Below are 11,906 nucleotides of genomic sequence, written 5' to 3' on the forward strand. Positions count from 1 at the left end.
CCGGGGCGGGGCGGCCAAGGTGCGGGTCAGCGCAGCGCCGCCGGTGAACTCCCTCCTCGTACGCGCAGGACGGGCTTCCCCGAGCCGTCGGCGGGGGTCGTCCAGATGTCCTGCTTGCGGCCGTCCCCGCCCGGCAGGGCGTACGCGAGGGTGGCGTCGTCCAGCCACGCCGCCTGGTCGTCGACGCCGCGCCGTTCGGCGAGGGGGTGTTCGCGCATCGTCCGCAGGTCGAGGACGTACAGCCGCCACGGGTCCCGGGTCCCCTTCCGTACCCGCTTCTTGAAGGCGATGCGGGTGTTGTCGGGGGAGAGTGAGGGGCACTCGACGTTCGCGCGCAGGACCGTCGCCGCCCATTTCCGCATGTCGCCGCGGACGAGATACGTCGTGCCCTTCGTCGACACGGTCGCGTAGAAGCGGTTGTCGTCCGCTCCGAAGGTCACGCCCCAGTAGTTGACGTCGGGGGCGTGGTAGCGGTGGCCGTCGAGAGTGAGGGGGATCTCCTCCATGTTCTTGATCAGGTAACCGGTGCGGGTGTCGAGGATGGAGGTGCGGGTGGAGAAGGACGAGCCCGCGTAGGAGTCGCCGGTGGCGAACATCGTCCAGGACAGCATCCGTCCCGACGCGGAGACGCGTGCCCGGTTGGGGATCCCGGTGAGCGCGATGCGGCGCTTCTCGCGGAGGTCGCGGTCGAGGACGACGGCGTACGCCTTGGGCGGGATGCCGGGGCGCCGCTGCAGGCACAGGCCGGTGCCCGCGGCGGCGTAGAAGCGTTCGCAGGAGGGGCCGCCGGTGGTGCGGGCGGCCCTTCCGGGCTGTCCCGCGGGGCTGTTGTCGGTATGTCGACCGGGTGTGGCCATGGGGAGCCGGGCGACCCGGCCCGCGCCGGCCTCGGTGCCGCGGAAGTAGAGATGGCCCCGGTCGAGGCCGAACTCCGATGCCGCGTCGGCCGGTTGGGCGCGCTGGGCCGCGTGCAGGGTGTACGCCACGGCGACACCCGCGAGGACGGCGGCGGCCACGGTGACGGCGACGAGGCGGGAGCGGAGGGGGTGGTGGGGGCGGCGGGAGTCCGGGGCCGTGCCGGTGTCGGTGCCGGCGGCGCTGGACATGGGGGCCGTGGCGTCGGCGTCGGAGGGCGAGGTCATGGGCGTCCTTCGGAAGGCGGGCGGAGCAGGAGGGCCGCCCCGGCGAGCGCCGCGGTGAGCGCGAGGGCCGCGCAGGTCAGCGCCGGACGCACACCCCACAGCGTCCAGGCGGCGCCGAACCCGGCGGCGGCGACCAGCCGGGCAAGCGCCTGGCCGGTCTGCAGGACGGCCATGCCGCTCGCCCGCCGCTCCTCGGCGACCACGGGGGCGACGAGGGCCATCAGGACGCCGTCCGTGGCGGCGTAGAAGACGCCGACCAGCAGCAGGACGCCGACGAGCAGCGGCCTGCCGTCCGTGGGCGAGAGCAGCAGGAGGTAGCCGCCGAGCAGCGCCGCGTGTCCCGCGAGGAACGGCACGCGCCGCCCCGTACGGTCGGCGAGCCGCCCGGCGGGGACCGCGAGCAGCAGATAGACGGCGGCGGAACCCAGCGGCAGCAGCGGGAACCACGCGACCGCGAAGTCGAGCCGCCGCTGGAGCAGGAGATAGACGAACGAGTCGCCGATGGTGGCCGCGCCGAGCAGGGCGGCGGCGGTCAGGACGCGCCGGAAGGCGGGGACGCGGAGGAGGCCGAGAGCACCGGGAGCCCGGCTCTCGGCGCCCTCGCCGCCGCCAACCCTCTCGGGGTGCCCGGAGCGCTCGGGTCGCTCCGGGCGCCTCGGCTCACTCACCCGCCCCGGCATCTCCATCTGCCCCGGCACGAACGCGACCAGCATCAGCACCCCGAGCAGGCCGAAGCAGAAGCTGACCACGAACACCGCGTCGTACGCGTCGGCGGTCGCCCACAGCAGCGCGAACGCGGCGAGCGGCCCGAGCAGCGCGCCCGTCGTGTCCATCGCGCGGTGCACGCCGAACGCGCGGCCCAGCGCCTCGGGCGGACTGCTCAGCGAGATGAGCGCGTCGCGCGGCGCGGTGCGCACGCCCTTGCCGACGCGGTCGGCGGCGAGCGCCGCGCCGATCCCCGCGGTGGCGCCGCCCGCGAGCAGCAGCCCGAGCCGGGAGAGCGCGGAGAGGGCGTAGCCGCCGCCGGCGACCAGTTTGTGCCGCCCGTGGCGGTCGGCGGCGTACCCGCCGGCCAGCCGCACCAGAGCGGTGACCCCGTTGTAGAGCCCGTCGAGGAAGCCGAACTGCAGCGGTGACAGGCCGAGTTGGAGGACGAAGTAGAGCGGTAGGACGGCGGTGACCATCTCGGAGGAGATGTCCGTGACCAGGCTGACCGCGCCCAGCGCGAGGACGGGTCCCGCGACGCGGCCGCGCCCGGCCCCGGATCGCTCCGGGGCCGTGGCGGCCGCGTCGCCCTTGGTGACCGCGCCGGTGGAAGCGAGGTACATCGCAGCGCTCCCGCCGGACTCAGTGGCAGGAGTAGGACGGGCTGGTGTCCTTCGTCGAGCCGTCCGTGGCGACGAGGTTCCAGGAGAAGCCCGTGTCCGTGAAGTTGAGCTTCACCACGCCGAAGGTCTTGGTGAGCCGCTTCTGACTGTTGGGCTGGACCTCTTCGATGTCGTACGGGTTGGCGCCGCCCATGCCGCCGAGCAGCTCGACGAGGCCGTCCGCGTCGGCCTTGCCGTCGGGGTTCTGCGGCGCGAACCGCTCGTAGTGGTGGTCGTGGCCGTTGAGGACCAGCTCGGCCTTGTTGTTGTACAGCAGCTTCCAGACCGGGCGGCTCACCGGGTCGTTGCCGTGCTCGCCGGAGGAGAAGAGCGGGTGGTGCCAGTAGGCGGCCACGCACTTCTTGGAGTTGGCGGCGAGGTCGGCCTTGAGCCAGTCGATCTGGCCGTCGTCGTCGAAGCTGTTGGAGTCGAGCGCGATGAAGTGCCAGTTGCCCTGGTCGAAGCTGTAGTAGCTCTTGCCGTCGGGGTAGGCGACGGAGCCGAAGTAGGACTTGTAGCCGGCGAGCGCGCCGGCCGGGTCGTAGGTCTCGTGGTTGCCCGGGACGGGGCGCGTCTTGCTTTTGAAGGCGCCCCACGTCTTGTCGTAGTACTTCTGGAAGTCCGTCAGGCGGGCGTCGTCGTACTGGTTGTCGCCCATGGTCATCACGAACGACGGGTTGATCTGCCGGACCAGGTCGGCCGTCTTGGGGTGTTTGCAGCTGCTGCTGCTCGCGGTGCACCGCTCGGCGATGTCTCCCGCGGCGACCGCCGTGAAGCCCGCCCTGGACGCGGCGGTCGGGGAGGCGTCGGCCTGTCCGGCCGGGGACCAGAGCAGCACGCCGCCGACGAGGGCGAGCGAGGCGCCCGCGGCGACGGGGATGCCCCAACGTGCTTTCGGTGTGCGGGAGTTCATGGCGCGGGGGGTGGGCGACATGTCGGTCTCCTCGGTGGGCGTGCCTCGGTGGGCGTGCCTCGGTGGGCGTGGGGGTGCCGGTGTTCCGGTGCCGTGCTGTCCCGGGGAATCCTGGCGATGCGGCATGTGCGCGTCAATAACGCGGGGTGAATTATTGTTAGGAAAGTTTCCTTCCAGTGTTCACCCGGTGGTGGTGGGGAGGGGGTGGCGGGTGTGGCCGGTTGCGGTCCTCCCGGCGTTGTCAGTGGTCTCGCCTAGGGTGGCGAGCGTGGGGACAGGTGGCGTGAGCAGGGACTGAGTGGGGCCTGAGTGAGGCGGCGGTGGTGATGACGGCGGAGACGGGGGCGCGGATGGCCGGGTCGGTGTGGGCCGACGGTGCCGTCCTGGTACGTGCCTGCGCGGCCGTCTTCCTGCCCGCGGAGGTCCCCCGGGAGGGACGGATCGCCTTCTGGCGGCCGGACGGCGGCGCGCTGCCGGATCTGCCGGGGCCGGGTCCGGGGCCGGGTTCGGAGTCGCCAGACGCGTTCGGTACGGGTGAGGGCCCGGGCCCGGCGGAGCCAGGGGACCTCGTGGTGGCCCGCAAGCACGGCAAGGGCGCGCGTGGCCGCACCGTGCCCGCCCTCCTCGTGCCGGTCGCCGAAGCGGTGCCGCTCCTGCTCAGCGCCGCCCACGCACCCTCGTATCCGCGCGGCCAGGTCCACGCCCACGCCCCTGTCCCCGCCGACGTCCATCCGGCCGTGGCCTGCTGGGCGCTGGCCGCCCGGCACGCGCTGCACCTGGCGGCGCGCGGCAGGCTGTTGCCCGGCCTGACCGCTGAGGACCTGGACGCGTGGCGTGCGGGGCCGCTGGACGAGGCCGACGTCGCCCATCTGCGGGCCATCGCCGCCGCGCTGCCCGCGGAGGCGCACGCGGTGCCGCTGCCCGGCCCCGGGCCGCTGCGGTTGCCGCAGCCGTTCGCGCTGGTCAGGGCCTTCGTCGACGCGGTGGTCGACGCCCTGCCGCGGACTCCGGCGGCGGTCCACGCGGTCGGCGCGCCGTTCGCCGCGCGCGAGCCGCAGCGGCTGCCGGGAGCGCGGGAGTGGGCGGCGGAGGTCGCGGCCGGCATGGACGCGGGGGTACGGGTGTCGCTCCGGCTCGACCTGCGGGCGCACGAGGTCTTCGACGGGGGCGAGAGCGCGGAGACCTCCGGGGCCACCGACAGCTTTGGGGCCACCGGGACAGCCGAGGCTTCCGGGGTCGCCGAAGCCTCCGCCGGCGGCGCGGTGCCCCGCGCCGCCGTGTCCAGCCCGGCCGCCGCCGTCGTGCAGGTGCACAGCCTCGCCGACCCGGCGCTCGTGACGGACGTGCCGGGCCTGTGGGCCGGCGCCGACCACTTCGGGCCACGCGCGCGCGTCGACACGCTGCTCGCGCTGCGCCGCGCCGCCCGTGTGTGGCCGCCGCTCGGCAGGCTTCTGGAGCGTCCGCGCCCCGACGTGCTGTCGCTGAGCGAGGAGGAGTTGTACGACCTGCTCGGCGCGGCGGCGGGCCGGCTCGCCGCCGCGGGCGTGGCCGTGCACTGGCCCAAGGAGCTGACCCGCGGCCTCACCGCCACGGCGGTCGTGCGCCCCGCCCCGGGCACCGCGGCCGACAACTTCGACTTCTTCAAGGCCGGCGAACTCCTGGAATTCCGCTGGCAGGTGGCGTTCGGCGACCAGGAGGAGGCGCTGACCGACGCGGAGCTCGACGTCCTGGCGGAGGCGCACCGCCCGGTCGTCCGGCTCCGGGACCAATGGGTGCTGGTCGACCCCGAGCTGGTCCGCAAGGCACGTAAGCGGGACCTCGGCCTGCTCGACCCGGTGGACGCCCTGTCGGTCGCGCTGACCGGCACCGCGGAGGTGGACGGCGAGCGGGTGCCCGCCGTCCCCGTCGGCGCGCTGGCCCGGCTGCGCGAGCGCGTGACGGACGACCTCGACACGGTCGCCCAGCCCCCCGGCCTGCACGCCACCCTGCGGGACTACCAGCTCAGGGGCCTCGCCTGGCTGGACCGCATGACCTCGCTCGGTCTCGGCGGCTGTCTCGCCGACGACATGGGACTCGGCAAGACGATCACCCTGATCGCCCTGCACCTCCACCGGGCGCACCCCGCGCCGACCCTCGTGGTCTGCCCGGCGTCGCTGCTCGGCAACTGGCAGCGGGAGATCGAGCGGTTCGCGCCGGGCGTGCCGGTGCGCCGCTTCCACGGACCGGGCCGCACCCTCACCGGCCTGACCGGCGGCTTCGTCCTCACCACGTACGCCACGATGCGCACCAGCGCGCCCGAACTGGCCGCCCGGAGCTGGGGACTGGTCGTCGCCGACGAGGCGCAGCACGTCAAGAACCCGCACGCGGCGACGGCGAAGGCGCTGCGCACCATCCCCTCGCCGGCCCGCGTCGCGCTCACCGGCACCCCCGTCGAGAACAACCTCTCCGAGCTCTGGGCCCTGCTCGACTGGACGACACCGGGCCTGCTCGGCCCCCTCAAGGCGTTCCGCGCCCGCCACGCCCGCCTGGTGGAGGGCGGCGAGACGGCCGAGAACGACGAGGCCCTCGACCGGCTGGCCCGCCTCGTCCGCCCCTTCCTGCTGCGCCGCAAGAAGTCCGACCCGGGGATCGCCCCGGAGCTCCCGCCGAAGACGGAGACGGACCACCCGGTCACCCTCACCCGCGAACAGACCTCCCTCTACGAGGCGGTGGTGCGCGAGACGATGGCCCGGATCGAGGCGTCGGACGGCATGGCCCGGCGCGGCCTGGTCATGAAGCTCCTGATGGCGCTGAAGCAGATCTGCAACCACCCCGCGCAGTATCTGAAGGACGGCCTGCTCACGACGCGGGCGGGCCGCCCCCGCTCCGGCAAGCTGGAGCTCCTGGACGAACTCCTCGACACGATCCTCACGGAGTCGGAGAGCGCGGGCGCGGTGCTGATCTTCACGCAGTACGTGGAGATGGCCCGCCTCTTGGAGGCGCACCTGGCGGCCCGCGGCATCCCCGCCCAGCTCCTGCACGGCGGCACCCCCGTCGCGCGGCGCGAGGAGATGGTGGACCGCTTCCAGTCGGGCGAGGTCCCCGTCTTCCTCCTGTCGCTCAAGGCCGCGGGCACGGGCCTGAACCTGACGAGGGCCGGCCACGTCGTCCACTACGACCGCTGGTGGAACCCCGCGGTCGAGGAGCAGGCCACCGACCGCGCGTACCGCATCGGGCAGACCCAGCCGGTCCAGGTCCACCGGCTGGTCACCGAGGGCACGGTCGAGGACCGCATCGCCGAACTGCTCGCCGCGAAGCAGGCGTTGGCCGACGCGGTGCTCGGCGACGGCGGGGAGTCGGCGCTCACGGAGCTCTCCGACGCGGACCTGGCCGACCTCGTGGCACTGCGGAGGGCGTCGTGAACGGACGGAGCGGAGCGCCGGGCGGTGGCGGCGCGCGACGCGGTGGCGGCCTCGGCTGGGCCAGCGGGATGAGCGAGACGAGCCGCATGGGCAGCGGCCGCGTCTTCCCCGCGCTCCCGGCGTACCCCGACCCCAAGACCCCCTTCGCCGCCTCGTGGTGGGGCAACGCCTGGATCGACGCGCTGGAGGAGAGCGCCCTGGACCAGGCCCGTCTGGCCCGCGGCCGTACCTACGCGCGCGAGGGCAAGGTCGACACGATCACCGTCGCGCCGGGCCGCATCGTCGCGTACGTCCACGGCAACCGCCCCCGCCCGTACCGCGCGGAGATCCGGATGCGGACGATGCTGCCCGAGCACTGGGACCGGTTCCTGGACGCGGTGGCCACCGAGCCCGCGCGCATCGCGGCCCTGCTCGACAAGGAGATGCCGCACGCGCTGGCCGACGCGGCGACCCGCGCGGACGTCCCGCTGCTCCCCGGCGCCCGGGAACTGGCGCCGTCGTGCACCTGCCCCGACCGGGGCCACCCCTGCAAGCACGCGGCGGCCCTCGCCTACCAGACCGCCCGTCTCCTGGACGCGGACCCGTTCGTCCTGTTGCTGCTGCGCGGCGGCGAGGAACAGGACCTGCTGGAGGAGCTGTCCCGCAGGAACGCCCGGAAGTCGGCGGCCGAGGAAGCCGAGGACCGCAGAGCGAGCCGCGGGAGCCCGCCCGGCGAGGGCGCGGTGCCGCCTCCGGCGCCCGCCGGACGGGCACGGGGCGGCGCGGATGCCCCGCACGACGCCGCGACCCCGCCCGATGCCCCGGCCGCGCCCGCCCTTCCCGGCGTCCCGGCCCGCGAGGCGCTGGCGACGGCGTACCGCTCCCGGCTGCCGGCCCCGCTCCCGCCGCCACCCCGTCCGGGCGAGCCTCCGGTTCTGCCCTCCGTCCCCGGCGCCCCGGACCCGACGGCGCTGGAGTTCCTGGTGACGGACGCGGCGGCGCGCGCCCACGCCTTCCTCACCTCGGGCGCGGACCCCTTCACCGTCACGTCCCCCTGGCACGACGCGGTCCGCCTTGCGGCCTCGCACCCCGGACTCACCGGCCGCCGCACCTTCAGCCGCCAGTTCGCCGAGCTGGCCGGGTCGGTGGGGAGCACCGCCGCGGAGCTCTCCCGGGCGGCGGCGGCCTGGCGCCAGGGCGGCGAGGACGGTCTGACGGTCCTGGAATCCCCCTGGGACCCTCCGGCGGGTCCCTTCGACCGGGCCCGCGGCGCCCTGGTGGCGGCGGACCTGCCGCGCATGACGATCCACCGCAACCGCCTCACGAACGACGACGGCACGCTGCAGCTTCGCTACGGCAAGGACGGCCGCTGGTACCCGTACGAGAGCGAGCCGGGCGGCTCCGACTGGTGGCCGGAGGGCGAGGCGGACACGGACCCGGTGGGTGCGCTGACGGGGATGACGGAGGCGTAGCGGCCCCCGCGCCGGGTCACGCCTCCAGGTGGCTCAGCTGATCGGTGTCCGTCGGGTAGGGGCGCTCCGCGGGGAGCAGCCGGGCCGCTGCCTCCAGGTCGTTCCCGTCCCGCACCAGGGCGTGGATCTCCCGGGCGCGGTCGGTGACGTCCGTGATCGAGACCGTCCAATCGTCCGCGTAGCGGCGTGACGCCTCGCCGGACAGGCCCAGTTGGAGGGAGCGGTGGGGGAGCGGGTTCAGGTGGAGATCGCGTTCGGGGTCCCACTGGACGCGGGCGGGGGAGTGGCGCAGGGCGCGTTTCCAGGCGGCCTGGTCCTCGTGGAGGCCGCGGGCGTAGTGGGAGAGGCAGGCGTTGCGCAGCGCCCAGTCGAAGCCCGCGCGGGAGATCTCCACGGCCAGGACCGTCTGCTGACCGTCCTTCGTGGCCCAGCCGCAGCGGTACATCATCCAGAGGAAGGATGGCTTGATCCACGTCATGCGGTCCCGCTTCCAGGCGGCGGGGAAGCGGCCGGTGCGGGCCGCGGGGACGCCGAGTTCGGGGGCGTACGCCTGGTAGACGGTGATCGTCGTGTCCGTGTACCGGGCGCGGACCTGGCGGCGGGGGACGGGAGCGGTGGGCGCCGAGGCGGTGCCGGTCGTGTCGGGGGTGGCGTGCCGGGAGTTCATGGGGCACCAGCGTGCGGCCCTCGTCCGCGGACCGCCAGCGAATTTGCCGCCGGCGGCGTTACGGTGAAGGCCTTGGACGTGGCGTGGATGTGCGCGGCGACGTGCGGTCGTGCGGTAAGGGGCTCTCGTGGATGCTGAGTTGGCGGCGCTTGCGGCGGCCGGTGCGACGGCGCTCGTGCAGCAGATGGTGACCGACGGGTGGACGCAGGCGCGCGACCGCGTCGTACGGTTCTTCTCGCGCGACGGCGCGGACGGGAGCGCGAGCGGCGCGGGCCCCGACGAGAGCCACCTCGTCGGCGAGCTGGAGGAGGCCCGCGCCGAGCTCGTCGCCGCGCGCCGGGCCGGCGACGAGGAGACGGCGGGCGACGTGCGGACGGAGTGGCGGTCGAGGCTCCGGCGCAGGCTCGCGTCGGATCCGGCGGCTGCCGACGAACTCCGGTCGCTCCTGGCCGAGTTGGCCACCGACGACGACCCGGACGAGCGGCGGGGCTCCGTCGTGCACAACAAGATCTACGGCGGGGTGCACCACGGCACGGTGATCCAGACCGGGAGCATGAGCGTCATCGAGAACCGCTGAGGTCCGTTGAGGTCCGCTGAGGTCTGCTGAGGTCCGCTGAGGTCTGCTGACGTCCGCCGAGGGTGCCGCACCCCGGCGCGGCACCCTCGGCGGTCCCTCAGCAGTCCCCGGCACCCCGTGGGCCGTCCGTCGCTCAGAAGTCGGCCCGCGTCCGGTCGTCGAGCCGCGCCACCGCGTCCTGCTGGAACGCCTTCTCGTAGTCGCCGCGGATCTCCTCGATCCGCGCGTCCCGCTTGCGGTCCTCGGCCGTCGGATAGAGCAGGGTCAGCTCGTACGAACGCTCGCGCTCGATCTTCCCGTTGGAGTCGCGCCACTGGCCCCGGCCGTCCCGTACGGTCAGCCCCTCGGGGAAGTCCGGCGTGACCTGCTTGTCGATGAAGCGCATGAACTGCTTGTCGGTCACCGCGGGCCCGCCGTCGGGCCGTTCGGTGCCGAAGAGCAGTCGCGTCTCGGTGAAGGGCTTGCCGCGGGCGGCCGTCGTCGCGGCGCTTCCGGCGGCGCGCGACGCACCGCCCTCGTCGGCCAGCGAGGCGTAAGCGGCGGGCGCGCCGGCTGCCAGTACGGCGGTGACGGCGACCGCCACGGTCGTCCGGGTGCGGGAGAGCCGGGGGAAGGTGAGGGCCATGGGGCGTTCCCTTTCGGAGGAGGAGAGGAGAGGAGCGGAGAGGCCGGCCGGCCCCGGGCGCCGGGTCGTCGGGTCGCTCGGCCGGGCGGCCGTAGATTCCTAACGGCGGCGGACGGCGGCGGACACGCGTGCGTCGAACGCCCCGCCCACGGCGGCATGGCTCGGCCGGCCCCCTCGCGGCCTCGCGGCCTTGCCGCCATGCCGCCTTACGGCCTCCCGGCCGCTCCCGGTTGGCCCCTCACCCGCCCAGGCGGTACGACGTCACGTCCCGCCAGCCCCGGCCCGGGCCGTCCGTCGCGATCAGGTCGACGGCGGTCACCTCGGCGGTCAGCGGCAGGGCGGAGGCGAACCTCGACTCCAGCGCGTCGTAGGCCGCCTCGTACGTGTTCGGGCCCTCGTGGTTGGCGAGGGTGAGGTGAGGCGCGAGGGGCGGATCGAAGACTCCCCGGTACGGGACGGCCTCGGGCCAGCGGGTGGTGACGGACCGGGTGAGGGCGCGTACCGGAGCGTCGGGGGCCGGCGGGAGGTAGAGGACGCCCGGGTAGCGGCGGAATGCGCTGAAGGTGAGGGTGAAGGGGGCCTGGGCGGCGAACAGCGCCCGCAGCTCGGCGTCGGTCGACGCGGTGAAGCGGGACTCGTTGAGGAACGGGTAGAGCACCGTCACGTGCGCCGGGAAACCCGCCGTCACCAGCGGGTTCGCCTCGGGGACGCGGATGGTCAGGGCCGTGTCGCCGGGGAGGTCGGGCCAGCCACCACCGTCCGCCGCTCGGCCGGCGTCCGCCCCTTCCTCCTCTTCGTGGGCTTCCTGATCGTCGACGTCCGGCGCCGACGGTATGCCCGGTATGCCCTCGGTCTTGCCCTCGGCCTCGGTTCTGGTCTTCGCGCTGGTCCTCGTGTTGGTCTTCGTGCTGATCGTCGTGCTCATCGTCTTACGCGCCGGATGCCGGCCGTCCCGCGCGGTGCAGCCGGGCCGAGAGATGGTGCTGCAACGGCAGGCCGACCGCCGCCATGTCGTGCGTGAAGGTGAGCGTGCCGTCGTCGGCCGGCACGTAGCGGCGACGGGTGGCGGTGACCTCCTTCGCGGTGGGCGTGAGCGCCACGTCGCCGGCGGCGAGGTCGACCGTGCCGTCGGACGCCCGGCCGACCGCGATCTCCGCGATGCCGGTGGGCTGGGTGATCAGCGCCTCCACGCGCCCCTCCGGCTGCAGCCGCCACCAGCCGCTCTCCCGGGCGGCGGGACGCAGCGGGGCGCCGTCGGCATCGAGGATCCAGGCCCGGGCCTCGTAACGGAGGAAGGGGCGGCCGTCGTGGCTGAAGGTGACTTCCTGGGCGTAGTCGAAGTCCGCGGGGAGCGAGGGGTATGTGCCCCGGCCCCGGCCGTGCCACGTACCGAGGAGCCCGAGCACCGGCGCCAGCAGGGCGTGCGGCGCGGGCGTCGCGTCGGGGTCGAGGCTGTCGGGGTACGGGTGTTCCGGAGCGAGGTCGAACACGGTCGGACTCCTGGGGTCGGTTCGGGTCAGTCAGTTCATGTCGTTCAGGCCGCTCGGCCCGCTCGTGACGATCACGGCCGGTGCCGCAGGGAAGCTTAGGGCGCGTCCTGCGCTCCTCCGCACGGCCAGGGGGTGGCCCGGCGCGCGCACGGACACCCCCGGGCCCCGGGGGCGACGACCTCCGCCCCGTCCTCGTAAGACGCCGTCTTCCCTTGCGTCACCCGACTCCCGTACGTTGCCCGGGACTTGGCGGCGGCATGGAGGGAGAGGGTG

The 11,906-nt window shown here is 74.4% G+C and carries 10 protein-coding genes; 3 read left to right on the top strand and 7 right to left on the bottom strand.

The features are described 5' to 3' along the window. Window positions 1–26 precede the first annotated feature (26 nt). Genes ACZ6B8_RS30040 through ACZ6B8_RS30050 form a run of 3 tightly spaced genes read right to left on the bottom strand, consistent with a single transcriptional unit; the run spans window position 27 to window position 3,443 of the window. Window positions 27–1,142: a TolB-like translocation protein gene (locus tag ACZ6B8_RS30040; protein ID WP_471609261.1), complete on the bottom strand. Its 1,116-nt coding sequence runs from the start codon at window positions 1,140–1,142 to the stop codon at window positions 27–29. Continuing rightward, on the bottom strand, window positions 1,139–2,470 hold the full coding sequence (locus ACZ6B8_RS30045) for an MFS transporter (protein ID WP_471609262.1): 1,332 nt from the start codon (window positions 2,468–2,470) through the stop codon (window positions 1,139–1,141). The genes ACZ6B8_RS30040 and ACZ6B8_RS30045 overlap by 4 nt, the downstream gene beginning before the upstream one ends. Window positions 2,471–2,489: 19 nt before the next feature. Further along, a complete protein-coding gene (locus tag ACZ6B8_RS30050) occupies window positions 2,490–3,443 on the bottom strand; it encodes a metallophosphoesterase family protein (protein WP_471609263.1) in 954 nt (317 codons plus the stop codon). 329 nt (window positions 3,444–3,772) lie between these two features. Here ACZ6B8_RS30050 and ACZ6B8_RS30055 point away from each other — a divergent pair, with 329 nt between their 5' ends. Both ACZ6B8_RS30055 and ACZ6B8_RS30060 read left to right on the top strand, forming a co-directional pair. Continuing rightward, on the top strand, window positions 3,773–6,823 hold the full coding sequence (locus ACZ6B8_RS30055; RefSeq protein ID WP_471609367.1) for a DEAD/DEAH box helicase: 3,051 nt from the start codon (window positions 3,773–3,775) through the stop codon (window positions 6,821–6,823). Then, window positions 6,820–8,274, top strand: a complete 1,455-nt coding sequence (locus ACZ6B8_RS30060) for an SWIM zinc finger family protein (protein ID WP_471609264.1) — start codon at window positions 6,820–6,822, stop codon at window positions 8,272–8,274. The genes ACZ6B8_RS30055 and ACZ6B8_RS30060 overlap by 4 nt, the downstream gene beginning before the upstream one ends. 16 nt (window positions 8,275–8,290) lie before the next feature. On the opposite strand, the gene ACZ6B8_RS30065 is transcribed toward ACZ6B8_RS30060, so the two are convergent. Next, window positions 8,291–8,941, bottom strand: coding sequence for a DUF4291 domain-containing protein (locus ACZ6B8_RS30065; RefSeq protein WP_471609265.1), 651 nt, complete (start codon window positions 8,939–8,941; stop codon window positions 8,291–8,293). A gap of 127 nt (window positions 8,942–9,068) precedes the next feature. Between ACZ6B8_RS30065 and ACZ6B8_RS30070 the strand changes: the two genes are divergently transcribed. Then, complete coding sequence (locus ACZ6B8_RS30070; protein ID WP_471609266.1) at window positions 9,069–9,518, top strand: hypothetical protein; 450 nt, start codon at window positions 9,069–9,071, stop codon at window positions 9,516–9,518. Window positions 9,519–9,651: 133 nt separating this feature from the next. On the opposite strand, the gene ACZ6B8_RS30075 is transcribed toward ACZ6B8_RS30070, so the two are convergent. The 3 genes from ACZ6B8_RS30075 to ACZ6B8_RS30085 all read right to left on the bottom strand — a co-directional run bounded on the left by ACZ6B8_RS30075 (window position 9,652) and on the right by ACZ6B8_RS30085 (window position 11,633). After that, a complete protein-coding gene (locus ACZ6B8_RS30075; RefSeq protein WP_471609267.1) occupies window positions 9,652–10,143 on the bottom strand; it encodes a DUF3574 domain-containing protein in 492 nt (163 codons plus the stop codon). A gap of 238 nt (window positions 10,144–10,381) precedes the next feature. After that, complete coding sequence (locus ACZ6B8_RS30080) at window positions 10,382–11,068, bottom strand: 2'-5' RNA ligase family protein (protein ID WP_471609268.1); 687 nt, start codon at window positions 11,066–11,068, stop codon at window positions 10,382–10,384. 4 nt (window positions 11,069–11,072) lie between these two features. Next, on the bottom strand, window positions 11,073–11,633 hold the full coding sequence (locus tag ACZ6B8_RS30085; protein ID WP_471609269.1) for a heme-binding beta-barrel domain-containing protein: 561 nt from the start codon (window positions 11,631–11,633) through the stop codon (window positions 11,073–11,075). Between the last annotated feature and the right edge of the window lie 273 nt (window positions 11,634–11,906).

This window comes from Streptomyces sp. NPDC041122, assembly GCF_055592445.1.